General features: G+C 38.6%; 28 protein-coding genes. 5 read left to right on the top strand and 23 right to left on the bottom strand.

All coding sequences use genetic code 11. The features are described 5' to 3' along the window. Positions 1-70: 70 nt before the first annotated feature. Positions 71-733, bottom strand: a complete 663-nt coding sequence (locus ACFSGI_RS00290; RefSeq protein ID WP_204826391.1) for a response regulator — start codon at positions 731-733, stop codon at positions 71-73. After that, complete coding sequence (locus tag ACFSGI_RS00285) at positions 726-1,559, bottom strand: sensor histidine kinase (RefSeq protein WP_204826390.1); 834 nt, start codon at positions 1,557-1,559, stop codon at positions 726-728. The genes ACFSGI_RS00290 and ACFSGI_RS00285 overlap by 8 nt, the downstream gene beginning before the upstream one ends. 282 nt (positions 1,560-1,841) lie before the next feature. Here ACFSGI_RS00285 and ACFSGI_RS00280 point away from each other — a divergent pair, with 282 nt between their 5' ends. Continuing rightward, positions 1,842-2,000 carry a hypothetical protein gene (locus tag ACFSGI_RS00280; RefSeq protein ID WP_204826389.1) on the top strand — a complete coding sequence of 53 codons (159 nt, stop codon included), beginning with the start codon at positions 1,842-1,844 and terminating at the stop codon, positions 1,998-2,000. 262 nt (positions 2,001-2,262) lie between these two features. Here ACFSGI_RS00280 and ACFSGI_RS00275 read toward each other — a convergent pair whose 3' ends face one another. Together ACFSGI_RS00275 and ACFSGI_RS00270 are read right to left on the bottom strand one after the other, a co-directional pair. Beyond that, positions 2,263-2,808, bottom strand: coding sequence for a glutathione peroxidase (locus ACFSGI_RS00275; protein WP_204826388.1), 546 nt, complete (start codon positions 2,806-2,808; stop codon positions 2,263-2,265). A 187-nt stretch (positions 2,809-2,995) separates the two neighbouring features. Beyond that, positions 2,996-3,787, bottom strand: coding sequence for a formate/nitrite transporter family protein (locus ACFSGI_RS00270; protein WP_204826387.1), 792 nt, complete (start codon positions 3,785-3,787; stop codon positions 2,996-2,998). Positions 3,788-4,399: 612 nt separating this feature from the next. Between ACFSGI_RS00270 and ACFSGI_RS00265 the strand changes: the two genes are divergently transcribed. Beyond that, positions 4,400-4,702 carry a hypothetical protein gene (locus ACFSGI_RS00265; RefSeq protein WP_204826386.1) on the top strand — a complete coding sequence of 101 codons (303 nt, stop codon included), beginning with the start codon at positions 4,400-4,402 and terminating at the stop codon, positions 4,700-4,702. 109 nt (positions 4,703-4,811) lie between these two features. Here the strand turns inward: ACFSGI_RS00265 and ACFSGI_RS00260 are convergent, their stop codons facing one another. Both ACFSGI_RS00260 and ACFSGI_RS00255 read right to left on the bottom strand, forming a co-directional pair. Beyond that, positions 4,812-5,378, bottom strand: coding sequence for a DUF420 domain-containing protein (locus ACFSGI_RS00260; protein ID WP_204826385.1), 567 nt, complete (start codon positions 5,376-5,378; stop codon positions 4,812-4,814). A 109-nt stretch (positions 5,379-5,487) separates the two neighbouring features. Continuing rightward, complete coding sequence (locus ACFSGI_RS00255; protein WP_204826384.1) at positions 5,488-5,769, bottom strand: GNAT family N-acetyltransferase; 282 nt, start codon at positions 5,767-5,769, stop codon at positions 5,488-5,490. Positions 5,770-6,024: 255 nt separating this feature from the next. On the opposite strand from ACFSGI_RS00255, the gene ACFSGI_RS00250 reads away from it, so the two are divergent. Continuing rightward, complete coding sequence (locus tag ACFSGI_RS00250) at positions 6,025-7,611, top strand: methyl-accepting chemotaxis protein (RefSeq protein WP_204826383.1); 1,587 nt, start codon at positions 6,025-6,027, stop codon at positions 7,609-7,611. Between the two features lie 100 nt (positions 7,612-7,711). Here ACFSGI_RS00250 and ACFSGI_RS00245 read toward each other — a convergent pair whose 3' ends face one another. The 12 genes from ACFSGI_RS00245 to ACFSGI_RS00190 form a co-directional block, all read right to left on the bottom strand. Then, positions 7,712-8,482 carry an NAD-dependent epimerase/dehydratase family protein gene (locus ACFSGI_RS00245; RefSeq protein WP_204826382.1) on the bottom strand — a complete coding sequence of 257 codons (771 nt, stop codon included), beginning with the start codon at positions 8,480-8,482 and terminating at the stop codon, positions 7,712-7,714. Between the two features lie 12 nt (positions 8,483-8,494). Further along, a complete protein-coding gene (locus tag ACFSGI_RS00240; RefSeq protein ID WP_379282118.1) occupies positions 8,495-11,962 on the bottom strand; it encodes a PAS domain S-box protein in 3,468 nt (1,155 codons plus the stop codon). Positions 11,963-12,167: 205 nt separating this feature from the next. Continuing rightward, positions 12,168-12,593, bottom strand: a complete 426-nt coding sequence (locus tag ACFSGI_RS00235; RefSeq protein WP_204826381.1) for an OsmC family protein — start codon at positions 12,591-12,593, stop codon at positions 12,168-12,170. A 28-nt stretch (positions 12,594-12,621) separates the two neighbouring features. Next, complete coding sequence (locus tag ACFSGI_RS00230) at positions 12,622-13,368, bottom strand: amino acid ABC transporter ATP-binding protein (protein WP_204826380.1); 747 nt, start codon at positions 13,366-13,368, stop codon at positions 12,622-12,624. Positions 13,369-13,389: 21 nt separating this feature from the next. Continuing rightward, complete coding sequence (locus ACFSGI_RS00225) at positions 13,390-14,034, bottom strand: amino acid ABC transporter permease (RefSeq protein WP_204826379.1); 645 nt, start codon at positions 14,032-14,034, stop codon at positions 13,390-13,392. 87 nt (positions 14,035-14,121) lie between these two features. Continuing rightward, positions 14,122-15,000 carry a substrate-binding periplasmic protein gene (locus ACFSGI_RS00220; RefSeq protein WP_379282114.1) on the bottom strand — a complete coding sequence of 293 codons (879 nt, stop codon included), beginning with the start codon at positions 14,998-15,000 and terminating at the stop codon, positions 14,122-14,124. A gap of 14 nt (positions 15,001-15,014) precedes the next feature. Continuing rightward, complete coding sequence (locus tag ACFSGI_RS00215) at positions 15,015-15,608, bottom strand: TetR/AcrR family transcriptional regulator (protein ID WP_204826663.1); 594 nt, start codon at positions 15,606-15,608, stop codon at positions 15,015-15,017. Between the two features lie 201 nt (positions 15,609-15,809). After that, on the bottom strand, positions 15,810-15,977 hold the full coding sequence (locus ACFSGI_RS00210) for a hypothetical protein (RefSeq protein ID WP_204826378.1): 168 nt from the start codon (positions 15,975-15,977) through the stop codon (positions 15,810-15,812). A 139-nt stretch (positions 15,978-16,116) separates the two neighbouring features. After that, positions 16,117-16,680 carry a hypothetical protein gene (locus ACFSGI_RS00205; RefSeq protein WP_379282112.1) on the bottom strand — a complete coding sequence of 188 codons (564 nt, stop codon included), beginning with the start codon at positions 16,678-16,680 and terminating at the stop codon, positions 16,117-16,119. Between the two features lie 207 nt (positions 16,681-16,887). Continuing rightward, positions 16,888-18,123 carry a DUF2207 domain-containing protein gene (locus ACFSGI_RS00200; RefSeq protein WP_204826376.1) on the bottom strand — a complete coding sequence of 412 codons (1,236 nt, stop codon included), beginning with the start codon at positions 18,121-18,123 and terminating at the stop codon, positions 16,888-16,890. A 35-nt stretch (positions 18,124-18,158) separates the two neighbouring features. Continuing rightward, positions 18,159-18,620 carry an SRPBCC family protein gene (locus ACFSGI_RS00195; protein WP_204826375.1) on the bottom strand — a complete coding sequence of 154 codons (462 nt, stop codon included), beginning with the start codon at positions 18,618-18,620 and terminating at the stop codon, positions 18,159-18,161. Positions 18,621-18,667: 47 nt separating this feature from the next. Continuing rightward, a complete protein-coding gene (locus ACFSGI_RS00190) occupies positions 18,668-19,165 on the bottom strand; it encodes an SRPBCC family protein (RefSeq protein ID WP_204826374.1) in 498 nt (165 codons plus the stop codon). A gap of 121 nt (positions 19,166-19,286) precedes the next feature. On the opposite strand from ACFSGI_RS00190, the gene ACFSGI_RS00185 reads away from it, so the two are divergent. Together ACFSGI_RS00185 and ACFSGI_RS00180 are read left to right on the top strand one after the other, a co-directional pair. Further along, positions 19,287-19,622, top strand: a complete 336-nt coding sequence (locus ACFSGI_RS00185) for a type II toxin-antitoxin system RelE/ParE family toxin (RefSeq protein WP_204826373.1) — start codon at positions 19,287-19,289, stop codon at positions 19,620-19,622. Positions 19,623-19,645: 23 nt separating this feature from the next. Continuing rightward, positions 19,646-19,969: a helix-turn-helix domain-containing protein gene (locus ACFSGI_RS00180; RefSeq protein ID WP_204826372.1), complete on the top strand. Its 324-nt coding sequence runs from the start codon at positions 19,646-19,648 to the stop codon at positions 19,967-19,969. Here the strand turns inward: ACFSGI_RS00180 and ACFSGI_RS00175 are convergent. From ACFSGI_RS00175 to ACFSGI_RS00155, 5 genes are all read right to left on the bottom strand, one after another. Continuing rightward, a complete protein-coding gene (locus ACFSGI_RS00175) occupies positions 19,962-20,819 on the bottom strand; it encodes an aldo/keto reductase (protein WP_204826371.1) in 858 nt (285 codons plus the stop codon). The two genes, ACFSGI_RS00180 and ACFSGI_RS00175, sit on opposite strands and share 8 nt — an antisense overlap. A gap of 270 nt (positions 20,820-21,089) precedes the next feature. Continuing rightward, entirely contained in the window at positions 21,090-21,965 is an 876-nt protein-coding gene (gene aguB, locus ACFSGI_RS00170) for an N-carbamoylputrescine amidase (protein WP_204826370.1), read from the bottom strand. A gap of 45 nt (positions 21,966-22,010) precedes the next feature. Further along, positions 22,011-23,039 (bottom strand): agmatine deiminase family protein, encoded by a 1,029-nt coding sequence (locus ACFSGI_RS00165; protein ID WP_204826369.1) that lies wholly within the window; start codon positions 23,037-23,039, stop codon positions 22,011-22,013. Between the two features lie 217 nt (positions 23,040-23,256). Next, positions 23,257-24,114 carry a carbohydrate ABC transporter permease gene (locus tag ACFSGI_RS00160; protein ID WP_379282107.1) on the bottom strand — a complete coding sequence of 286 codons (858 nt, stop codon included), beginning with the start codon at positions 24,112-24,114 and terminating at the stop codon, positions 23,257-23,259. 13 nt (positions 24,115-24,127) lie between these two features. Next, complete coding sequence (locus tag ACFSGI_RS00155) at positions 24,128-25,030, bottom strand: carbohydrate ABC transporter permease (protein WP_204826661.1); 903 nt, start codon at positions 25,028-25,030, stop codon at positions 24,128-24,130.

Below are 25,030 nucleotides of genomic sequence, written 5' to 3'. Positions count from 1 at the left end.
AAGTGAGTACATTCTGAACATGACTATATAGGGCTATATCTGTTACAAATATGGCTTAAATTTGAAAAGATTATGGACGATAGAGCTGATCAGACGCTAATCCATGTTCAATCGCATATCTGGTCAATTGTACTCGATTTTCTAATTGCAATTTGTGCAGTAAATTTTTGAGATGATTTTTGACCGTTTGCTCTGAAATGTTAAGCTCTGCCGCAATATCTCGATTGGTCAGCCCTGACGATACCCAATGCAAAATTTCTCTTTCACGCGGAGTTAATGTATTAGCTACCGGATCGTTTTGCGCTTTGGTCGACGGGAATTGTTGTAGAATACGCAGTGCAATTTCTTGACTAAGCCCTGCTTCATCCAGTACAACACTACGCAAATATTCTAACCACATCGAAGGAGGTAAGCTTTTGAGAATATATCCTTGCGCGCCTTGCTTGATCGCTTCAAATAGATGAGCAGCATCATCGGATACGGTCATCATAATAATTTTGATATACGGAAATCTAAGCTTAATCAGACGCGTTGTCTCTAACCCATCCATACCTTTCATCGAAATATCCATCAGGATAAGATCCGGCATCCATTGCTCGGTGAACTCTAAAGCTTCCTGACCGCTGGTCGCTGTACCTACAATATTGAACATAGGATCTTCTGACAAAATGACACGCGTTGCTTCGCGCGCATGAGCATGATCATCTACAATTAAGACACGTACACTATTCATCACGATGACCTCCTTTGATGATAAATAAAGTTCGCTCTTGTTGACGGTGCAAAGCAAACGTCCATCCTCTCCACTGCGCACGTTCGGCTGTAATTTTCAATCCAAATCGACCGGGCAATTGTAAAGACTGTTCATGAAATCCTTCTCCATCATCTTCAATCACAATCTGCCACCCGTTCTGATTGCCTTCACTATGTATCCAGACCTGCTTGGCATGCGCATGTTTGTGAATATTCAACAATCCTTCTCGTATACAAGCTAACAGTTCTGCTTGTTCTTCAGGCTGGATATATTGATCATCTAACTTCCAATCTAATTCTGTTTGTACACCGGCTAACGGAATCATTTCCCAGACACGATAAGCAAGTGAGACTTCTTCAGTTGCTCCACTACGAGGAACATGCTTCAGATCAGCAATCGCTTGTCGTACATCGTGATTAGCTTCACTTACTGTGCGACTAATATCGTTAAGCGTTTCCTGTACATGTGGATCAGCATACATTCGTTTCGCTCGATCTAACTTCACGCCTAATAAAAATAAAGATTGAGCGACCCCGTCATGCAATTCTCCTGCAAGCAATTGACGTTCTTCTAATTTTCCTTTGACAATACGCTCTTGATCGAGCGCGGCGCGTGTATTTTCTAGCATATCAAATAATTGCCGTAGCAAAGTAACGCTAACCACATAGATAATCACAGGTGATAACCAATTGCCTACTTCCATAGAAAGATACGGCATTAAAAATTGGTGACGAATATATTCCCATAACCCAATCGTTACAGTAGGTAAAAATAAAATGATCCATTTAATTTTGGTATACGACATATAACTCTCCTTTACTTACGTAAAAATAGATCTTTGCGATCACTATTGTACGTGTTTGCAGAGGATTATGACATATCTCACGTATGGACATCATGTGAACATATCAAAATATAGACTTATTTTTAATAAAAATTGCATAATTCATTTGCAATTGACTGTATTAATGTTTACAATAAATTTATGATAATGATTATCATTCCTAGTCAACTGATAATGAAATGATAATATAGATGTTGATAAAGCACAGCAACCTATTTTAACTTCAAAGGAGCCGGAATCTCGATGAACGTAATGACACAGAAGACTTCACTACAAGTAGATGATTATCTGGATCTTCTCAACCTTGCCGTACGTATTGGCGATCTTAAATGGCAAAAAGAAATTATTCGTAAATTAGAATATATGAAACACAGCCAGACTCCTTCTAGAACACGCGCATAGCTGTTAAGAATCCAAATTAATCCCTGTTACTGAGAATAAAGATCATACAGATGATCTTGTTATACTATATATAAGGAAGATTGGAATGGTTGAATCTATCACCACCGTCTGTTCCTCAAACCGATACTTCATTTGCGAAGATGTCGGTTTTTTTATACACAAAAAAAGCCTGCTGGGATAATACCCTGCCAGGCTTTTACTATATAGGAGTTCAATATATTTGAATGATTATCTCTAGCATACATACTAATGTAATACAGTTTTATAGCAGTGCTTCGATATCTTCTTCCATATCCAATGGATCGGTTGTCGATTCAAAACGTTTTACTACTTCACCGTTACGATCGATCAAGAATTTAGTAAAGTTCCATTTGATAGAATCGCCTGGCAAATATTCTGGATGCTTTTCGTTCAGCAATTGTACCATCAATTTAGATACTGAATGATTCATATTAAATCCTTCAAATGACTTCTGTTCCACTAAATACTTGAACAATGGATGAGCATTTTGGTCACGCACATCTACTTTTTGGAACATTGGGAACGATACGCCATAATTCAACATACAAAATGCTTCTACTTTATCATTACCATCAGGTTCTTGATCAGCAAATTGATTACAAGGGAAGCCCAAAACGATTAACCCTTTTTCTTTGTAACGATCATATAACTTTTGTAAATCTTCATATTGGAAAGTGAAACCACATTGACTTGCTGTATTTACGACTAGGATAACTTGATCTTTATATTCTTGCAGTGATACTTCTTTACCATTCATAGCTTTAGCAGAAAATTGATAAACACTCATGTTGGCTCTCCCTTTGTGTTGGACACATGTAATAAGTCTTACTACTATATAATTATAACCAATATTTTGTCGAATAAACACACATTTCATTAAAATTCAAAAATATTTTTAGTTCTTTAAGACTACATAACAAAAAGACCAGCTAAATGATGATTTTGGCTGGTCTTTTTGTGCATATTAGATTGGATTACGCTTCATGTTCTTCGTCCATAAATGGTTTATTCACATAATAGTACATCGTTGACATAAAGATTGCTCCACCGATTAAATTCCCTAATGTCACCGGAATAAGATTATGAACAACACCGGCAAAATTAATAGTAGACGGATGATCAACTACTAAAGCAATCGCAAATGTACACATATTCGCGATACTGTGCTCATACCCTGAAATAAAGAAACAAAATACAAAAAGCATCATTGCAAATAATTTGGCGCCATCGCCTTTTAAGCCCATCGGGATAAAGAAAGCCAGACAGACAAGCCAGTTACACAAAATAGCGCGGAAAAACAATTGCATCGTAGGCGCTTCCATTTTGTGCTGAACCACATTTAATAAAAAAGCATTCACTGAATGATCTGCATATAGCCCTGTTAAAAAGATTAATAATGCAAATGCACATGCTCCGAGTATATTCCCAAAATAGCTTGTGATCCACATCCTGATCACATCTAACCACTTCAGCTTACGCCTGATCGCCGCGTAGGAGTAATAGAAGGTATCTCCTGTAAATAAGTCCCCACCGCCGTAGGAGATCAATATGATCGCCGCTCCAAACGTTAGCGCAGCCATCGGGTACGCCATTGGAGATTCCACCGCGTAAAAGAAGTTCCCTGTTTTGAAAGCAACAATAACGCCAAATCCGATAAACATACTGGCAAGCATCGAACGCGATAAATAACGAAGCTTGCTTTGTTTGTAGATACGATTTTTTTCAAGTGCTAACTTCTCGACCTGTCGTAGTGATTGTACTTCCATAATTCACCGTCCTCGTTATTAGAATTTGTTCGATGTGCTCTGAATCATAGACATTATAATCTTCTTTACACCATTGTTCTGATCTTGAATAGATATCCTTATTGCAAAAAGACTACTTCTTCGACGTGTTGGTAAAGATAGACAAGCTGACCGTTACTGTATCACAGGTTAATTATTTGGAAAAGAGGTTATAATGTATATCATAGATTTATATGTAAATTTATACTGTGTATAAAGATTTATACTAAAATAGTACTAGAAAAATGATTACCTATCCGACTATAGGAAATAAAGTAGGACATAGTTCCTATTTATCGACAAATTGTGACTAAAGTAGTATTTGCTATAACATTTGAAAATAATTCTACCGAAATGATAGTATAGACATTAACAGACACATATTGGACACATCATTTTTCAGTAAACAATGACCTTTAACCTAATTCAAAGGTCTTGATCATATATATATTTTTTCCCTTATGTATCAACACTTTTATTGGACTGTCGTTATAGTTTGTTCATAAATTCGTCAAAATTTAATCCGAATTTAAGGTAATTAATGTGAAAAAGTGTTAATGTAAATTTACAATTAATAATAAGAGGTGACCGAAAATGACAAATACAAGTAAAGTACAACAACTTCGTGATATGCTTCCAAAAGATCAACAATCTATTACTCGTTATGTAGAACACGCATTACAATCTATTGATGAGTTGGTTGAAAAACACCGCCAATATACAGCTTCTTTAGCAATCTATGGCGACAAAATCAACGGTAATGAAGAACGCGTATACCGTGATACTATTGCTGAGATCAAAGCACAATTGGTAGAAACATTGGAAAGAACAGTCGAAGACTTCAACCACAAAGGTGACAAACACTGGCAGAACAATTACAAAGACGGTATTGTATAAGATACAGCTTTTACAATACTTTTCTTATAGCCATATGTATAAAAAAACCGCAGCCCGGATAGCTGCGGTTTTTTTATGTTCTGAGTAATTTCTGATTAATCCAAAATGATCAATAATACGGCGCCATCATTAGATATACGATAACGCCTGTAGAACTTACATATAACCAGATTGGCATAGTCCAACGTACAATTTTTTTGTGTTTGGCAATCTGCATCGTCCATCCCCACACGAGAGCAAACAAAGCAAGCGGTACGATAATCGCAGCTAAGAAACTATGTGTAATCAGAATAAAGAAATAGATCGGACGCACAATACCTACACCGCCAAATTTAGCTGTTTCTGGTGATAGGTAATGAAATGTTAAATACGTAACTAAAAATAACAATGTAGACGAAAAAGCCGCTAAAATAAAGCCGCGATGGACTTTAATATTTTTTCTCAAAATAGCAATTAAAGCCGCTACCAGAAAAATAAACGTAAAGCTGTTAAAGATCGCGTTCATTCGTGGCAATAAGGTAATATCGAAATCGACGGTACCTTTGTAACCAATAGCTGGCGAGAAAAATAGCAACAAAATAATAACGTTAGCAATAACGGATACCGTAATAATGATTCCGGCAAAGTTTTTATTCGTTTTTGGTGTGACCACATTAGGCTGTGTGTTTTTATCCATGCAAACGCTCCCCATCTTTCAAGTTCATACTCTCATTATAGTTTTATATTGGAGTTGAGGGTAAGCACTTTGGTGACAACAGTTTGAACATTTTAAAGTTGTTGGTCTTTTAAACGTCTTTACGCCAGATATCGTGATAATCTTTATTGCGTTTAAATAATGCTAATGCATACGAGCAAGCAGGTACAACTGTTTTTCCTTGTTTACGAGCAATGTCTACAGCTCTTTTCACCAGATCTTGCCCCACTTTTTGCCCGCGCAATTCTTCCGATACAAATGTATGGTCGATACTGATCGATTGCTCATCATAATCACTAAATCCGATTTCTGCTTTGGTCTCGCCATCTATTTGCAATGCTAACCCTTGCTGTGTTTCGATTACTTGTTCCATGACTATACTCTCCTTTGTTTGCATGAACCTGCAAATATATTTGAAATGAGTAACTCTTATTAGTTTATCCCCTTTATTCCTAATCCAGAAACAAGTCTGCTATCAACGTCATAGTGTGTATATGTTAACCAAATATTCAAAAAATATTTATTTTTTTTAAAATTTTGGTACAAAAGTTTGAATTTCCTATTAAGAATTATCGTATAGTGTCGAAATATATATCATGTCTACATTATGCAATTGGGAGGTTAGGGTATGCAATGGTTTCGGAATTTGAGGACAGCAACAAAAATCATCTCTGCTTTTTTAATTATTACCTTAATCTTTGTTGGTTTCGGATTATACAGTTTACAAAATCTAAAAGATCTGAACAACAAAGCTAAGAATATGTATAGCCATAATCTTATAGCTGTAAAAGATTTATCAGAAATTGAAGTATACTACCAACGTTTGCGAGTAGCTGTACGGGATCTGAGTACCGCGCAGACCGCAGAAAAGAAGCTGGAATTTCTTACTAAAATGAAAGATTTCCAAACCAACATGGAAGATTTGGCTCAAACATACGGCAATTCAATTACCACGGACAAAGAGAAAACAAATCTTGCGAACTTTAATCAAACCTATAAAGAATACTTAACGTTATATGAGGAAGCTACACGATTAGCGCAAGCCAATAACTTAACTGTTTTTAACGACTACAAAGACAATACGCTAAAACCTGCGGGCGATAAGGTAGCTGAAGCACTTTCTGTGATGATCGAAAACAATTCGACTCTTGCTCAACAAGCCAGTCAAGAGATTGAAGATAGCTATCTTGCTTGTGTCAAAATCACGATTATTTCTTTGATTCTGGTCACATTATTTAGTATTTTGCTCGGTTCTCTGATCTCACGCAGTATTTCTTCCCCATTACGCAAGCTTAATGGTCTTATCTCCAACTATGCGAAAGGCGACCTCAGTGAAAGTTTGGAAAATAAAAATAAAGATGAAGTTGGACAGTTATCTACATCGGTTCATACGATGGCTGCTAATCTACGCCAATTGATCGAACGCATTACACTATCCTCAGAAAATGTTGCCGCTTCTTCGCAAGAAATATCAGCAAGTACAGAACAAATTGCCAATACTAGCAATACGCAAGCAGAATCTGCTTCTATGATTACCGAATTGTTCAAAGAACTTTCGGCTGCGATTGATTCTGTCGCTGTTAGTGCAAGTGGTGCGGCTGAACTCTCCAATCTTACTGTAGATATGGCTGAACAAGGCAAACAGATTGTCAGTGAATCTAAAGTATCTATGAATGAAGTAAGTGATTCTATGACTAAATTAGAAGATGATTCGCAGCGCATTGGTGAAATTATTAGTGTTATTGATGATATTGCTAATCAGACGAATCTACTTGCGCTAAATGCTGCGATTGAAGCCGCTCGTGCAGGCGATCAAGGTAAAGGATTCGCTGTTGTCGCTGATGAAGTGCGCAAGTTAGCTGAACGTAGTATAGATGCTACCAAGCAAATTGCAACGATTATCAAAGTAATGCAAAAAAATACGCAAACCAGCGTCAAAGCAGTTACTCATAGTGTCACTCAATCTGCACATACAGAAGAAGCATTCCAAAAAATTGTAAATGTAGTGAATGACTCCGCTATTAAAGTGAATGAAATTGCAGCGGCTTGTGAAGAAGAAGCAGCTCAAGCCAACGAAGTTATGTTTGCTGTAGAATCGATTGCCGCAGCTAGTCAGGAATCTGCTGCCGCTTCTGAAGAAACAGCCGCTACCTCTCAATCATTAGCCAACTTGGCGGAAGAACTCAATACAGCCGCTTCAGTGTTCAAAGTATAATTAATCTACCATCCGCGATTTAACACAAAAGCCAGTCTCTTCACGTCTGAATAGATATCAGATACGAAGGTGACTGGCTTTTTTATCTATATTACCCTGACTATCCTTTTTGTCCGCCTTGAAATAGGGTCTCATCTTGAGGAAGCTGTTCTTTCTTTTGGTTCTCAGCAGCCAATATTTCGGCAGCATTATCTTGCGGACGATAACCGATCTCTTCTGCCAGATAATCGATATTATAATAATTATCTGTATTAGCTGACGTACCGTACAGATTCATATATTTGCGATCTGCTGGTGCTTCTATACAACATTTGACCAACTGAAGAAGATCACGTTCAGAGATCCAGATATGCGTGGCACGTTCGGAATGAGGTCGATCATCACCAGGAAAGTTTCCAATACGAATATTGAAAGAAGACAGATGATTTTGATCACTATACAAACGACCTAACAATTCAATATAACATTTGCTCAATCCATAAATACTGTCAGGACGATAAGGATCATTGATATCTACTGTTTCTCCTACTTTATAAAAGCCTGTAGAATGATTGGAACTTGCGAAAATAATTCGTTTAACCCCATTTTCTTTGGCGGCTTCAAATAAATGATAAGCACCAGTCACATTCACAGGTAGCGCTACCCCCAAAAAGTCGTCCTCATCTTTTTGCCAGGCGATATGCAATATCGTATCAATGCCTACTGTTTTTTGTTTGATTTGCTCTACATCGGTAATATCTAATGATTCTATTCCTTGTGTTGGATCGCCTTCAATATCTGTTGCTAGTACATCATATTCTTGTTGTAACCCTTGATAAAGACTACTGCCAATCACACCACTTGCGCCTGTTATTAATAGTTTGCGCTTCATGTGACGCCTCCTTTATTCGGATGACTGAATATATTTAGCATATTGTTGTAGAGCACGATCGATATCAGGGAACCGTAGTGGTTTACTAATAAAGTCTTGCATCCCTGCGTCCAAACACATTTGGCGATCTTCCATTCGTGCAAAAGCAGTAACAGCAATAATTACGGGTTGTTCTTGCTCTGTCAGACGTTCACGGATATTGCGAGTAGCTTCAATACCATCCATCTCAGGCATTTGTATATCCATAAATATAATATCGTAAGGATGAGCAATCGCCGCTGATAAAGCTTCACGTCCATTATTGGCTACATCTGCTTGATACCCAATCTTTTTCAAAATCTCGACCATTAACTTCTGATTGACCGGATGATCTTCCGCTAGTAGAATCCGCAAAGGGCCGTACTTAAATTCAGGCATCATATAACGGTTCTGATGATTGCTACTTGTTCCTATCGCTTGAATAGCATGGATCGATTCGTCAAACGGCTTGAATGGAACAACAAAACGGAATGTCGCTCCCTGCCCTTCTTCACTGTCCACATCGATCGAACCACCCATCAGTTCAATCAACTTTTTACAAATAGCCAGACCCAGACCTGTTCCTCCATACTTACGATTGATTGCGGGATGAAGCTGAGAAAACGATTGGAATAATTTATCCTGTTTGTCTGAAGATATACCGATTCCTGTATCTTTGATCTCAAACTCCAAAACACATTCTCCTGTCGACCGCATATCTAATAGCGAAATCGACAACCGTACACTTCCTTGATCGGTAAATTTAATCGCATTACTCACCAAGTTAACCAACACCTGTCGCAATCGAGAAGCATCGCCTACCACTGAAGCAGGTACCCTATTGTCTACATGATAAGTTAACTGAATATCTTTTTCGGCGGCGCGGGAAGTGAATAGATCCAGTACACTATCAACTAACATCACTAGATCTATCGGTTCATGATCCAGCACCATTTTACCCGCTTCTATTTTACTAAAATCTAGAATTTCATTTAGAATATGCAGTAATGCATCACTGCTATCTTTAATAATTTCGGTATAGCTTAGTTGTTCTTCATCTAGTGGTGTATCTGCTAGCAAGCCGGTCATGCCTATAATTCCATTCATCGGTGTCCGAATCTCATGACTCATAATAGCTAGAAATTCAGACTTCGCACGATCGGCACGTTCAGCCAGTTCTTTGGCACGAATAATTTGCTTCTCATTGGTAATATCATTAAAAACAATAACAGCACCTTTGCGCTTGCCTCGATCCCAGATCGGTGTAATCCGGTATGATACGAGAAAGCTAGAACCATCTTTACGCCAGAAAATAGCTTCCTGTTCTTCATGAAAACAACCTTCTAATAATGCAACATAGATTGGATTTTCTTTAGCAACATACGGCCCACCATCTGGATGTGCTAGCTGGAACATATCAAGTAGATGTTTGCCGATTAATTCGCGTGCATGATAGCCTAGCATACGTGTTGCCGCTGGATTAATAAAGGTAGCTATCCCTTCATTGTCCAGACCGAAAATACCTTCAGATACCGAATTTAGAATAAGCGTATACTCATTACTCAACTTCTCAATCTGTTCAATATATCTTCTCATTTCGGTAATATCTGTCGCAATACCGTAGACACCTACAATTTGCTTATCAACAACAATCGGTACATTGACCAGACTGATTGCACGTCGATCTCCATTTTTCAAAATGATCTGAGATTCGTAGGTTTGCGGTTTGCCTTTTAATGCTAATTCAAAATGTTCTGCTGTATCATAGATATTTTCAGGAGCAACCAGCGGTTCAAAAGGCATCCCGATCAATTCTGCTTCTGTACGTTCTAGCAATTTCTCCATATTGGAATTAACAGTGGTATAACGTCCGTTCACATCAAAAGAAAATACACCTGCTGGATTGTATTCAAATAATGATTTGTACCGCTGTTCGCTTTCTTCAATTAACAAAGCCGCCTGTCTGCGATCGTTAATATCACGCGCTATCGATACCATTTCTTGAATATTTCCATGCTCATCGTATACGTAGCGACCGGACAACTCCATCCATACATAGCTACCTGATTTGTGGCGCTGTCGATAAGTAATCGGTTGAGGCTGTTCTCCTTGTAGATTGAGAGTCATATACTGTTTGATCGTACTTACATCATCAGGATGAATATAATCAATTGCCGGGGTTCCTTCTAATTCATCAGGCTGATAACCCAAAATAGAATAACAAGCAGGTGAGCAATACAGATAAGTTGTATCTTCTACAGAATTACGCGATATAAAATCTAGCGAATTTTCTGAGATCAAGCGATAATTACGCTCACTATCTTTGAGACGTTCTTCCATACGTGTGCGTTCTGTAATATCCTGTGTCATCCCGATAATATGAATCGGTTGACCTCGATCATCAAGTGCCGCACTCCAGTGAGACTGCAAATATTTCATCGTACCATCGGCTAAAATAATACGGTAAATATGGTCGCCACCTTCACCAGTAAGCAGCGTGTAACGAATCGCTTTACGGAAATCTGGCAGATCTTCAGGATGGATCATTTTCAAAAGTTCTTCTGTATAAGGTTCTTCTGCTCGAAATGCGTATCCAAACAAACGTCTTGTTTCTTCTGCAAAACTAAAAGATTGATTCGATATATCCCAGTCCCATGCTCCAATATGCGCTATCCGCTGAGCTTCAACCAGTCGATCTTCATTCTTTTTGCGCTCATTCACATCACGTCCCACACCTAGAATTTTCTCGATATCTCCTTGCTCATTACGCACCACTTGAAATAAAATCTCGAACCACAAATAATGACCTTTTTTATGTTTGAGACGACGGGTCATCGTACCCCATTCTAGATAAGAATTGCCGCTATTTTTCATTTGTAATGCATCATCAGGATGATAATATTGCATCCGATTTTGTCCGATCATTTCTTCAGGGTGATATCCGAGCACAGCATAAAATGAATCTGATACATAACGTAATGTTCCATCCGGCGTACTATATGAAATTAAATCCCGCGCGTTCTCGGTAATTAAAGTATATAAATCTTCATTCTCAGCAATAATCATCTCGTGTTCTTTTTGCGAGGTGATATCCTGAAATTGAGCAATATAATATAAAGGTTGATTCTGCATATCATAAATAATCGAAACATCGATCGACGTCCAAATTAAATGACCTTTTTTGTGCAAATACCGATGTTCTGTATGGTATTGTTCTGATTGGTTCTCTTTCATTTGTGCGTGTATACTTTGATATCCGATTTGAAATTGATCTTCCAAACAAGTAATATTTTCTTCACGCATCCGGCACATTTCTTCTTCGGAGTAACCAAGCATTTTGCAAAAAGCAGGGTTCACCTGTAACCATGCTCCATCTTTAGGTGAGATAACAGCAATCCCAAAAGGAGACATACGATATATATGTTCATAAATCAATTGATTTTGTTCTGAATGGTTAATCACTGTATTCCCCTCCATGTTGCCGTACGCACTTTCACAATTTATCATCGGAAAGCTTTCATATGTATAAACTACCCTTTAATGCGTTTAACGAATAGTCGTTGACTATCTTTATTATGTATAATTTTTCACTTATTTGGAGAAAGACTTGCTCTTATCCTATAAAAAAAGAGATATCTTGTATAAGTAACAAGACATCTCTTTGCTTTTAAGCGGGTTGTACCACTTCTTCTCCGTTCAAAATCAGACGATAATGAATATCGGCACTGAGTGAATCCGAGACTGCGCAATACTTTTCTTTACCCATCTGAATTGCTTTCCATACCCGATAATCTGGAATATCTCCATCTACTTTGAAAATAAGATCTATCGCTGTAAATCCTTTAGGCATCGCTTCTTTACGGGTACCTTCTGTTTCGATCTCAATCTTATCGATGTTATGCAAAAATGCATCCAAAATCATCGTAATATCTATACCGATACATCCTGCTAGACCAGCAAGCAATAATTCCATCGGTGTTGCCCCTTTACCATCGCCACCATAAGCGGCTGTAGCATCCATACCGATTGGATAACCGGAAGGCCCTACCGCTTCAAACGCTCTTTTACCATTCCATACTGTCGTTACATTCATGATCTCTACCTGCTTTCGTTATATTGTATTAATAATCCATTACTTTACTAAGAAAACGTTGCGCTCTGTCTGTAACAGGTCGTTCAAAAAAGGATTCAGGATCAGACTGCTCAATAATTCGTCCCTCATCCATAAAAATCACTTTATTAGCAACCTGACGGGCAAATTTCATCTCATGAGTCACAACAATCATCGTCATTCCTTCTTGCGCTAATGATTTCATAACATCCAGCACTTCTCCTACCAATTCTGGATCAAGAGCAGAAGTAGGTTCATCAAATAAAATAATATCCGGTTCCATTGCTAATGCCCGAGCGATACCAACCCGTTGTTGTTGTCCTCCTGATAACCGTGAAGGATATTGATCTTTCTTTTCCAATAATCCTACTCGATCCAATACCCTTTCGCCGATATGACGAGCATGAGTAGCGTCTAGCTTTTTGACCATTCGCAAAGATTCAGTCACATTTCCAAGTGCTGTTTTGTGAGGGTACAAATTAAATTGTTGAAACACCATACCGGTCTGTCTGCGAATCTGGAGCATTTTTTGCTGACGTTCTTTTAGCTTCATCGCGCTGTTGACTTCAATACTATTCACTTCTATCGAACCTGCGCTCAGGTCTTCTAATCCATTCAGACAGCGCAATAATGTACTTTTTCCAGAACCACTGGGGCCTAGTAGTACAACAATTTCACCTGCTTGTACATCCAAATCAATCTCATGCAATACTTGATGTGTGCCAAATGTTTTGGACAATCCACGAGTTTGGATCATAATTCTTCCCTCACATTCGTTTTAGTATGCTTTAGCAAGTCTTCGTTCAATTCGTTCCAAAATCGTTGAGAATATCGTACTCATTATCCAGTACATAATCGCAATTCCAATATAAAAAGGCATATATACATAATATTGAGCAATCAACAAATCAGCCGACCGCAATAAATCGGTTACGGTAATCACCGATACCAATGACGTTTCTTTGAGCATCCCGATAAAGGTATTTCCCATCGGTGGAATGGCTGTGCGTGCCGCTTGTGGCAAAATAATACGCCACATTGTCTGCACTGAAGTCATCCCTGTTGCATAAGCCGCTTCGGTCTGCCCTTTCGGAATCGAAAGAATCGCTCCGCGAAACGTCTCTGATAAATACGCACCGATATTGATACTTAGAGCAATACAGGCGGCTGGAATAGCATCCAGTGTAATTCCATAATCCGTCAGCCCGTAATACACGATCACTAGCTGTACAAGCACAGGCGTCCCCCGAATCACAGATACGTAGAACCGGGCAATCCAGCGAATCGGACGATTGCCTTGCATACGTGCTATCGCTACAATCACGCCGATAATCAATCCAAAAAACATCGATATTACGGTAATCAATAATGTATAACCTGCACCTTTTAAAAGAAAAGGTAGGTTATCCCATACTAATTGCATATCTTTTATCTCCCTTCTTGATCAAGGTAAAACAGAAGACTGCGCACCGTAGTGAACGCAGTCCTGATCAAGCTTTGATATTTGCTATTATTCAGCCGCAGGTTTTTCACCGAACCATTTTACAAAAATAGTATCGTACGTGCCGTCTGCTTTCATGTCTGTTAATGCTTTGTTCAATGCTTTTAAAAGGTCAGGATTATCTTTACGAATAGCGATACCCGCTTGGTCGGATTTGATTGCATCACCGACAGCTTTGATTTTGAATCCATTTTCTTCAACGATCGGTTTGAGTGCATAAATATTATTGATCGTGGCATCAATACGACCCACATTCAAATCTTGTAGAGAAGTAATCACATCGTTATACGTTTTGATCGTAAAATTACCGACCTGTGGCAATACTTCTGTACGCAGGTACGTTTCATCATTTGTACCTAGCCCTACACCGATATTTTTATCTTTAAAATCAGCTAGCTTGGTAATATCAGTATTATTAGCATTGACGATAATTTTAACCTGATTAGTAATATAAGGATCAGAGAAATCCAGTTGTTGCTTACGTTCATCTGTAATCGTTACCTGGCTAATAATGGCATCGAATTTGCCTGCTTGTAGACTTGGAATCAGTCCAGAAAAAGCTTGTGTAGTAAATTCAACTTTGACTCCTAGACGCTTGGCTACTTCTTTGGCGATATCTGCATCGAATCCATCGACTTCTTTATTCGCATTCAAAAAGTTATAAGGGGCATACGTACCCATCAATCCAACTTTAAGCACACCCGCAGATTTAATATTTTCAAGTTCATTTCCTGAAGCTGTCGTTGCTGTACTTTCTGAAGTGGTATTACTTGCTGTATTGGTATCTGTTGAACGTGGAGTCGCATTACCACAAGCACTCAATACCAGTACAACCATAAGCAACATAGCCAAAGCAATCGGTGTAGATGTACGACGCAATAATTTCATCCTGTTATTCTCCTTTAATCGGTTCTGCCCAGCAGACCATAAAATTCAAAACGTGCTGTTTCTTTTGCCAATTGTTCAGCGCTACGATTCGCCAGACCTGAAGAAGATGTACTTGTGCCTGAATTGAACAACCAGCGTACAATTACCCCTTCGATCAGACTCATCAAAAAGGCTGCCCGTACAGACGCTTCCGTATGTACCGGTAACATCTCCAACTCTATAGCTCGCTGAATATTCTGCACAAATCCTTGCTCCATGTGTGAACGAGTGAGCATAATCTGTTCCCTTACCGCTTCGCTAAAGCCTGTACCGTCTAATAACATCCGCATCAAATGAGTATGCTGCTCAGCAAATTGAAATAATCGATATAACAATTTCTCAGAAGCTTGCACCATATCATCAGCAGTGCCTGAATGGGTGCGATAACCTACACCAATCACTTCCAATAATTGCTGTCTACCTTGCTCTATAATTTCAAGTGCTATACTTTCTTTGCTTTTGAAATACCAGTAAAACGTTCCTTGCGCTACCCCTGCTTCTGCAACAATATCAGACACTTTAGTCGCATGATAACCAGCATCTACAAATTGCTTGAGCGCTATTTGCATCAACTTGTCACGCTTCTCTATCGCATCCTGTTCGCGAGGACTTAACGTTGTATGATCGATACGATCAACCCCTTGATTGACTCGTCAGTCGGTTTATTGTTAAATCCTATCCGATAACTTGGTATTTGTCAATAAAAAAACGCCTACCCCGTATAAAGTCTACGTTGTTGGCGTTTCAGTTCTATTTATTTCAAGCTTACCTTAGTAATTGTTGTTGGTTGTATTGGATGAATTACCACTTTTCTTATCACGTATCGATGTTGCTACACGACGAACTTGAGAAATCACTTTATCACGTGCACTTTTGTTACGCATAAGATACGCTGCACCCATTCCGATCGCACTCCATAACGCTTTTCTTCCAGTCATTTTTATTTCCTCCTTCAGTATGATTCAATCTATACTTGAGTTTCATTTGATTCCTTTGTGTATTGCTTATCTACAACTTACCCGATCTTTAGTGAAGTAAACATAATGTTAAATATATATGAAAGGAAATCGTTATTTCTCAAAAAGTACCTGCTCCTCCGCCTCCACCTGAAGAGTGGTTAGAAGAAGAATCTGAATCGTTTTGATCTGAATCATTACGATAATTAGGAATATAGATTGTTGAAGAATCCGATGGAGAATATGTTGATCGTCTCATCGTTTGATACGTGTATTGAATCGTATACGTATTTATTTCTGCCCCAGACAGTAATGGAATAGCATGACTGGTATATTGATAACTAGTAACTTGAGGATGTGTAGCTAAAAAAGATGTACCCTCTTTTAAAATAATACTGCATTGGAGTAATATATCTAATTGTTCTGGATTATTCTCATGTGTATACCCACCTGTACGTAATTGCCCACGAAATGACTTGATTCCGTAACGGTAAGGCAATCCTTGATCTGTCCATACTTTATTAGGCAATACATAACGCCATATTAATAATAAAATACTACACCATAGTAATAGATCGTATACATCGGATATAGTCACGCCAAGTGTCAGGATCAATACATAGGCGATCATATATAACGTAAATATGAATTTAGAGCGATAATACATGATTGTAATTCCTGTCATAATGATTAAACACGTTAATCCTATAACATTTGTCAAAGGCGGTAAAATATCTATAACGTATAAATAAGCCAGCATCCCTGCATGTAGTAGTGTTAGCACAATACATATAGGAGACAACAGCATCGGCGCATGATAGTAGCTATTCCAATCCAGCCGTTTTTTAACTTGTTTGCTCCATTTTCGATAATGTTTATAGAATTTTTTGTACTAAGCACTGTAATACTCCATCCGCTCTGGATCATGCTTTTCTTGCAAAGTCGGTCCTGCTAAAGTATCTAATGTAAAACTACCTTGAGAGTCAGTGAAAAGCCACTCTAACAAATAACGTTCATCTTTTTGCAGAGGGATAGAAATCACATCTTTAATCGAGAAACGTAATGTATAATCCGGTGCTGTACTATCGTGAAGATAATGAAGTCGAATCGGAACCGTCTCTATAGTAATGACATCTCGGCGATACAAAGAGAATAACGAAGCTATAATATCTTCAGGTATAACCTGACCTGGATGCCACAAATAAGCTAATAATAATGGATCGGTATGCTCTAACTCTCCCTCAGCAAAACGAGCATTCTTAGCACGACGATGATGATAGATTCGCCAGATCAGTCCACCGATAATAAGAAGAATGAAACCAAGCATGACATTATTTAAAATAGAGCGTAACTGTTGTAACTTTGCAGTTCTTGACGCATATTTTATAGCCAATGTGTCTTCTTCACTAATCAGTGAATCTTTAGCTAAAATCGGTTGTGCCTGCATATTAGACATCATTTGCGATGGAAATAATATACGTATTTCTGATAATTGATGTGCTGGAAGTTCTTTAGTTTCATAATAAACTGTTCGATTTTGATCAAAGAAAAAAGTTCCGTCATACTTGTCTTTAAGATAAGCATGTATATCTTGTATAGAGCCTTTTTGAGGTAATGTAATACTAATTTGGACATTGTGAAGTGTGCTACTATTCTGTTGATCAAAAAAAGACCAGTAAAGATCACTAATATCTGTATATTTATGTACAACCTGTTGAAGTTCATAATGATAATAAAAAGATTGAGTCTCGTGCACAGAAGACTTAGCAATTTGGTAGGTATCTAGATTGCTATTACTATACTGTTGAACAGGTAACAACTCTAAGCGTTCAGGATGTTCAATAATAGACGGTATACTTTCTCCTTTAGGAATAGCATACGCTTGAAAATTGGAAACGCCTTTATGTCCTTGTTGACCAATAGAACGAGTAACTCCACGAACAGCATCTAAAAAGGTATACGTATAAAACTCGTGCACATCCAAATTCCCATTTGGTAAAACAAAAGCTCTAATATTTACATCGTTAATTCGGTACGAATTTTCTTCATAACTCGCTTGGTGATTACATCCTGCAATCACCATCACTAGTATAATTAATATTAGTCGTAGTATTGCTTTTTGGTACATAGATTCACTTCCTGCATCTGATTAGTATCTATTGATTATACCAGACGCGCGCCTAATTGATTAGATATACCGCGCACAGCTTCCCCCATGACACGATTATGATTCCAGATAAAAAGAGGACGCAATAACGGTTCCCAGCGTTGCATCCATGGTTTGTTCGTGTGTACTTGCCAATCGTAATGCAAGCGAGTATAGGCTCCACTTTCTTGCAAACGGAATATACCTTGCCCGCTCAGATCGCCATAAGCTTCCAGACAAATCAGCGTTTGTTCTTGCTTTTCGGTGACTACAAAATCAAGCGAAATCGTATACCAGAGCTTAGTTCTCATATTCATTCTATATTTATCGCCTATTCCATTTTTGCTGGCGCCTTCTTGTAACCGTTGAAATGATACCCCTTGCCAGCAATGTAATTTCTCAAAATCTTTAATCAAATTCCATACTTCATGTGTACTTGCTTCCAGCAACCAGCTTTCGGTAAACTCATATTTCCCCATAGTGATGCCCCCTGTGTAAAAATTGTTACCTGATCATTAGCGATAGATTAACGATATATTTTGGTCGTATGAGAAGCTTCGGATACGCGGGCTTGCAAATGTCTCCCTACTCCTGCTACGCCTTCATCCATCACTTTATTATGGCTCCATACATAGACAGGACGCATCACAGGATTGGTTATTCGCAACATAGAATGATCTAGACGAACTTCCCAGACACAACGAATCAGTGTCGCGCGTCCATGATCTAATTCTTCTAAAAAACAAGTTCCTTCACCAGCAAGTGGGCCTTCTACCATTAATTTAAACTGATTGGGCTTGCTTTTATCAGCGACTTTCAGCAGAATTTTGAGTTTGAATAGCATTTTGGTACGAAAAGTACACTCATACTCATCGCCAACTCCATTCTCATCTCCAGTTTGCTTTATTTTCGCAAAGCTTACACCTTGCCAGAAATCGATATCTTCAAAATGATCTACAAGTTCCCACAATTGCTCTCTAGTCGTCTCCATCTTCCAGCTACTGGTGAACCGATAGTGGTACATAGGGTATCTCCCATCATATTTAGAAAAAATATATTATTTATATTATTGTAATACCCTATTCAGTAGGGTATTATAAACTTATAATTTGTTTAATTATTCCTGCTATATATAAGAGGTATCTATGCAAAGAATATTTATAATGACTGCTCAATTTGATAAAAAGTTTGCAAGTCTTGACCTATATGATACTGATCTTAAAGCTTTACAAAACGATTTATTGACTTCTCCCTCCAAAGGCGATGTGATTCAGGGAACTGGCGGACTCCGTAAATTGAGATATGCTCGCGAAGGAAGAGGAAAAAGTGGCGATGCTCGTATTATTTATTTAGATATGCCTTCACAATCAAAAATTATTCTAATCGCTGCATTCGGTAAAAATGAACAATCTAATCTTACACAACAGGAAAAAAATATGCTTAAAGCCTTAGTGGCTCAATTCAAAAGTATATATCTATAATGTAATTATAAGGTGGTATAATCATGACTAAACAAAATCTTTCCTTTTTTGATGAAATTAAATTAGGTTTGGAACAAGCTATAGACTATGAACAAGGAAATACGAAATCAGCCCGTCAACAAACTATTAGTGTAAAGCCGTTAGAATCTTACAGCAAAGAAGATATCAAACGTATTCGCTTAAATATGACACTAACTCAAAAAACATTTGCTCAAACTATTGGAGTATCTGTCAAAACAATTGAAGCTTGGGAAAGAGGTATTAATAGCCCTAATGGTTCTGCTTCAAGATTATTGGAGCTGATGGATCAAAAACCTGACGTAGTTAAAGAGCATATTCTTAAATAATATCCAGTGGCACTTTGTGATCTGGAGCAGGGAAAGCTTGATCCAATTGAGCGATTTCTGCTTCACTTAATACCAGTTCTGCTGCTTGCGCATTGCTTTCTACATGGCTACGACTGGATGCTTTTGGAATCGCCAGTACATGACCATCACGAATACACCATGCCAGCAACACCTGGAAAGGATGAACTCTATGTTGCTCGGCAATCTGTTGTACCGTAGCATCGGTTGTAAGCTCACTTCGCAATGATCCTGCTTGTGCTAGCGGAGAATACGCCATAATCGGCATACCTTGTTCTTTTTGCCAGGGTAACAAATCGACTTCTATACCGCGTGATCCCAAATGATACAATACCTGATTGGTAGCGCAGTGGTCGCTATTAGGTAATTTCATCATTTCTTTCATATCCTTTGTATCCAAATTCGATACACCCCAACGGCGAATCTTGCCATCTTGCACTAGCTTTTCCATCCCTTGAATCGTATCTTCCAACGGAATACGTCCGCGCCAATGAAGTAAATATAAATCCAACACATCGGTTCCCAGTCGATTTAGACTATTTTCACAGCTACGGATCAATGAATCTCCACCTGCATTGTGAGGATAGACTTTGGATACAAGAAACACCTGATCTCTGATCCCTTGAATCGCTTCTCCTACTAACAATTCTGAGCGTCCTTCTCCGTACATTTCTGCGGTATCGATCACAGTCATACCTAATTCTACTCCATATTTCAACGCGTCTATCTCCTCTTGTCTACGAGAAGAATCGTCGCCCATATTCCATGTTCCTTGTCCGATTGCAGGTAGAACAGTTCCATCTTTAAGTGTAATGTGGCGTTTGTTAGTCATCTGTAATCCTCCTTAGCAGTCTGTTGACACTTTAATGTAGTATTAACCGTTATTGAAGCATTAAGAACAATTCATTAATACAACCACATTTCCAAATAAACTATACATCATATCAGTCTTCATTCTTTATACAGCCAAAGGCATACAGCATCCTCATATCGAGAACAAAAAAAACACCTTATGATCTCGAAAGATAACAAGGTGTTTTCTATTTAGAAGAAGCTTATATGCTTCTCGATAATGCTCTATATGACAAAGATGATCAATTGATCAGACTTTTTTCTCGCCATCATACGTACCGATTATACCGTACAATTCAGGACGACGATCGCGGAAAATACCCCATTCCAGACGTTGCGTTTCCAATTGATCTAGATCAAATTCAGCGACTAATACACCTTCGCTATGACGATCCGCTTCTTCAATTTTGTTCCCTTGAGCGCCTGCAATAAAGGAAGAACCATAGAAGTTGATCGACGAATCTTCGTCTTCTTCTTTACCAATTCGGTTCGATGCGATGACAGGAATCAAGTTTGCGCCTGCATGACCGAGCATACATGCTTGCCAGTGATCTTTGGAATCGATTGATGTATCTTGTGGCTCAGAACCGATAGCTGTCGGGTAAAATAGCAATTCTGCACCCATCAACGCCATACAACGTGCCGCTTCAGGGTACCATTGATCCCAGCAGATTCCTACGCCGATTTTGGCATATTTGGTATCCCATACTTTGAATCCTGTATCTCCTGGATTAAAGTAAAACTTCTCTTCATATCCCGGGCCATCTGGAATATGGCTTTTGCGATATTTCCCAAGAATCTCACCATCTGCATCGATCACAGCTAATGAATTATAACGTGCATAATTTTTCTTTTCATAAAAGCTAATCGGCAACACAACATCTAATTCTTTGGCAACAAGACGGAAATGGTTGATCGCTTTGTTTTGCTCCAATTCAGTCGCATATTGATAATATTCTGCTTTTTCTTTCTGACAGAAATATGGAGTCTCAAACAATTCTTGTAGCAAAATAATTTGCGCACCTTGCGCCGCCGCTTCGCGAACCAATTTGTCGGCTTTGCGGATGTTATCGTCGATATCCCACGTACAGCTCATTTGTGTAGCCGCTACTTTGACATTTCTCATGATGTTATTGTCATCCTTTCTATAGTAAGGTCATTCATTATATGATTAAGCTTGAGCAGGAATTTGTTGCGTTGTGCAGTGGACGTTACCACCTTCACGAATCACAGCCATACCATTAATCGCACGAATCTTACGATCAGGGAATGTTGCTTGCAATACATTCATTGCATGTTGATCTGCTTCTTCTGCTGTACCACCGAATACTGGTAAAATAATACCACCATTGACGAAGTAGAAATTCAAATAGCTTAGTGTCAGGCGTTGCTCACCATGCATCACCATAGGCGGTTGCTGAATCTCGATAATTTCTAACTTGCGTCCTTTAGCATCGACAGCATCGTTTAAGATACGTAGATTTTCTTGCGTGATCTCATAATTATCATCGGCAGGATCATGACACACTTGAATAATCACTTTCCCTGGAGCCGCAAAACAAGCTACATTATCGACATGACCATCTGTCTCATCGCCAGCAAGACCACGATTTAACCAGATAATTTGTTCTACATTAGTAAAATCTTTTACATGCTGTTCAATCTCTGCACGTGTAAGATCAGGGTTACGGTTCGTATTCAATAGACATTCTTCTGTCGTTAACATCGTTCCTTCACCATCGACATGAATCGAACCGCCTTCAAGCACAAGTGGTGCATCGAATTGACGGATATTCAAGTGTTTGAGAATCGCTGGAGCCACTGCATCGTCCAAATCCCACGGCTCGTATTTTCCACCCCAAGCGTTAAAGTGCCAGTTGATCCCTGCACGCTCTCCTTTGTCATTAACAACGATCGTCGGCCCATTATCACGTAACCATGCATCATTATGTTCAAGTGGCAAAAAGTCTACCGCTTGACCTACAAAACGCTTGCTTACATTATCTACATCATCTGGATTCACAACCAGTGTTACTGGCTCAAATTCAGCAATAGCGCTAACTAATTCTTCGTATCCATCACAGACTGTCGCATAATCATCAGGATAGACCATCGAATCCATAATCGGCCAAGATAATAATGTACGTTCATGTTGTTCCCATTCTGCGGGCATCTTATATTGCAAATCTATTGGTTTCATTATATTTATTCACCTTGTCCATTCATAAGTATTGGGATGATTTCACAACCTATATCATACAATACTCCTTCTATTGTACCAAGTGATTTCAGTAAATTTTATGTAAACTGACAACAAATTTCGATATAGCGCAACAAATCAAAAAAAAGAGCAATGATCTACACGCTATCATTACTCTTTTTAACATATTGTTTAGATCCATTTTCATGCATCAAGATCAACCTTTATTTGCTCCACCAAAGCTAAATCCTTGAGACATATAACGTTGCCCGATAATGTATAGTGCTACTGCTGGAATCGTATAAATGATCGAAAACGAAGCAAGTGTACCGTACTGCACCAGACCATTTTGTCCAAAATATTGATAAATTGTTACTGCGGCTGGTAATTTCTCCGGGCTTTGCAACAATATAAACGGTACCAAAAAGTTACCCCAACTGCCTGCAAAAGCAAAGATTCCTACAGTAAAAATTCCCGGTAACATCAACGGTACAATTACCAAGCGCAATGTCGTCCAGATCGAAGCACCATCGACCCATGCTGCTTCTTCCAATTCAAGCGGAACTGAATCCATAAAGTTCTTCATCATCCAGATCGAATACGGAAGTGCTGATGCAGTCAAAAACAGCACTGTAAAAAAGAGCGAATCTTGCATGCGGAAATAGATAAAAAATTGGTATACAGGTACCATTACCGCTGTAATCGGCAAGCCTGTAGCGAATAAAATAATGTACATAAATGAACGTTTATATTTTAGTTGATAGCGAGACAATGGATAAGAAGCTAGCCCTGCTACAACCACTACAAGTAGTGCCTGACCTACCGCCAATATCAATCCATTGCCAAACGATTTTTGATTATCGGTATTGGTCACAGTAGATACATAATTGTCCAAAGTAAATGCACTCGGTAGCTTGAGAGCCAATGTTGCATTTTGATCTAGCGATGCAAATAACAACCATAATAATGGTAATAGAAATAACATACCGATTAGAGAGAGAATAATATAAGGCAACGTACGTGCAACCACAAAACGATTCATTCGACGCCGTTTACCAAGATTTAGACTGCTCATGGTCTCTCCTCCTTTATAACTTCACTTTCAACATACGCATATACAACAGACTGGCGACAATACCAATCACTAACAACATTAGTGAGATTGCTGTTCCATAACCTAATTGATAATTAACAAACGCTTGATGATACATATAAATAGGCAATGTCTCGGTCGCCATACCAGGCCCACCACCGGTTAATGCATAAATTAATGTAAATGAGCCAAGCGTCTGCAATGTCACCAATACCATATTTGTAGTAACAGAGCCCATAATCATCGGTAATGTAATCCGAATCATCCGTTGCCATGCTGAAGCACCATCAATCATCGCGGATTCTTCAACTTCTTTCGGTACATCTCCTAAAGCCGCTTGAAATACCATCATTGAAAATGCTGTACCATGCCAGATATTCGCGATAATTACAGACACCATCGGAAAAGTATACAACCATGCTATCGGCTTCATCCCGAGCGATTCAATCACAGTATTGACCGTTCCTGTATCGTTCAAAAAGGCAAACCATACAAATGCACATACTACCTCTGGAGCGACCCAACCTGCAATCACAATCGAACCAATAACACTACGGAACCATTGTTTTCGACCGTTCATCATCACAGCGATAATAAAGCCCATCACTTGTTGTCCAATGACGGCTGAGAAGATCAGGAAAATTAATGTATTCCATACTGACGTACGAAAATTAGCATCCTGAAACATATATTTAAAGTTCTCAAACCCGATAAATTCTGTTTTGGCTGCTGTTGCACCTGTCAGTGCCATATTGGTAAAGGCAAAATAAAATGTCAAAATCGTTGGAACAAAAAAGAACAGTAACAATAGCAACCAGCTAGGGGATAAAAATAAAGCTGCACGCCATTGCTCGCCACTTCCATGGCGTTTGGGTTTGGACACACGCGGATGTGACAT

Source organism: Paenibacillus nicotianae, from assembly GCF_042681745.1.
In the GTDB taxonomy this organism is placed as follows: Bacteria; Bacillota; Bacilli; order Paenibacillales; family Paenibacillaceae; genus Saccharibacillus; species Saccharibacillus nicotianae.
Note: the sequence above shows the minus strand (reverse complement) of the source record. Positions and strands in the feature narration are given on the sequence as shown.

Excerpts from the sequence above, each read along its gene's own strand:
- ACFSGI_RS00290 (WP_204826391.1), bottom strand. The coding sequence starts at position 733 with ATGAATAGTGTACGTGTCTTAATTGTAGATGATCATGCTCATGCGCGC.
- ACFSGI_RS00285 (WP_204826390.1), bottom strand. The coding sequence starts at position 1,559 with ATGTCGTATACCAAAATTAAATGGATCATTTTATTTTTACCTACTGTA.
- ACFSGI_RS00280 (WP_204826389.1), top strand. The coding sequence starts at position 1,842 with ATGAACGTAATGACACAGAAGACTTCACTACAAGTAGATGATTATCTG.
- ACFSGI_RS00275 (WP_204826388.1), bottom strand. The coding sequence starts at position 2,808 with ATGAGTGTTTATCAATTTTCTGCTAAAGCTATGAATGGTAAAGAAGTA.
- ACFSGI_RS00270 (WP_204826387.1), bottom strand. The coding sequence starts at position 3,787 with ATGGAAGTACAATCACTACGACAGGTCGAGAAGTTAGCACTTGAAAAA.
- ACFSGI_RS00265 (WP_204826386.1), top strand. The coding sequence starts at position 4,400 with ATGACAAATACAAGTAAAGTACAACAACTTCGTGATATGCTTCCAAAA.
- ACFSGI_RS00260 (WP_204826385.1), bottom strand. The coding sequence starts at position 5,378 with ATGGATAAAAACACACAGCCTAATGTGGTCACACCAAAAACGAATAAA.
- ACFSGI_RS00255 (WP_204826384.1), bottom strand. The coding sequence starts at position 5,769 with ATGGAACAAGTAATCGAAACACAGCAAGGGTTAGCATTGCAAATAGAT.
- ACFSGI_RS00250 (WP_204826383.1), top strand. The coding sequence starts at position 6,025 with ATGCAATGGTTTCGGAATTTGAGGACAGCAACAAAAATCATCTCTGCT.
- ACFSGI_RS00245 (WP_204826382.1), bottom strand. The coding sequence starts at position 8,482 with ATGAAGCGCAAACTATTAATAACAGGCGCAAGTGGTGTGATTGGCAGT.
- ACFSGI_RS00235 (WP_204826381.1), bottom strand. The coding sequence starts at position 12,593 with ATGAATGTAACGACAGTATGGAATGGTAAAAGAGCGTTTGAAGCGGTA.
- ACFSGI_RS00230 (WP_204826380.1), bottom strand. The coding sequence starts at position 13,368 with ATGATCCAAACTCGTGGATTGTCCAAAACATTTGGCACACATCAAGTA.
- ACFSGI_RS00225 (WP_204826379.1), bottom strand. The coding sequence starts at position 14,034 with ATGCAATTAGTATGGGATAACCTACCTTTTCTTTTAAAAGGTGCAGGT.
- ACFSGI_RS00220 (WP_379282114.1), bottom strand. The coding sequence starts at position 15,000 with ATGAAATTATTGCGTCGTACATCTACACCGATTGCTTTGGCTATGTTG.
- ACFSGI_RS00215 (WP_204826663.1), bottom strand. The coding sequence starts at position 15,608 with ATGCAAATAGCGCTCAAGCAATTTGTAGATGCTGGTTATCATGCGACT.
- ACFSGI_RS00210 (WP_204826378.1), bottom strand. The coding sequence starts at position 15,977 with ATGACTGGAAGAAAAGCGTTATGGAGTGCGATCGGAATGGGTGCAGCG.
- ACFSGI_RS00205 (WP_379282112.1), bottom strand. The coding sequence starts at position 16,680 with ATGACAGGAATTACAATCATGTATTATCGCTCTAAATTCATATTTACG.
- ACFSGI_RS00200 (WP_204826376.1), bottom strand. The coding sequence starts at position 18,123 with ATGTACCAAAAAGCAATACTACGACTAATATTAATTATACTAGTGATG.
- ACFSGI_RS00195 (WP_204826375.1), bottom strand. The coding sequence starts at position 18,620 with ATGGGGAAATATGAGTTTACCGAAAGCTGGTTGCTGGAAGCAAGTACA.
- ACFSGI_RS00190 (WP_204826374.1), bottom strand. The coding sequence starts at position 19,165 with ATGTACCACTATCGGTTCACCAGTAGCTGGAAGATGGAGACGACTAGA.
- ACFSGI_RS00185 (WP_204826373.1), top strand. The coding sequence starts at position 19,287 with ATGCAAAGAATATTTATAATGACTGCTCAATTTGATAAAAAGTTTGCA.
- ACFSGI_RS00180 (WP_204826372.1), top strand. The coding sequence starts at position 19,646 with ATGACTAAACAAAATCTTTCCTTTTTTGATGAAATTAAATTAGGTTTG.
- ACFSGI_RS00175 (WP_204826371.1), bottom strand. The coding sequence starts at position 20,819 with ATGACTAACAAACGCCACATTACACTTAAAGATGGAACTGTTCTACCT.
- aguB (WP_204826370.1), bottom strand. The coding sequence starts at position 21,965 with ATGAGAAATGTCAAAGTAGCGGCTACACAAATGAGCTGTACGTGGGAT.
- ACFSGI_RS00165 (WP_204826369.1), bottom strand. The coding sequence starts at position 23,039 with ATGAAACCAATAGATTTGCAATATAAGATGCCCGCAGAATGGGAACAA.
- ACFSGI_RS00160 (WP_379282107.1), bottom strand. The coding sequence starts at position 24,114 with ATGAGCAGTCTAAATCTTGGTAAACGGCGTCGAATGAATCGTTTTGTG.
- ACFSGI_RS00155 (WP_204826661.1), bottom strand. The coding sequence starts at position 25,030 with ATGTCACATCCGCGTGTGTCCAAACCCAAACGCCATGGAAGTGGCGAG.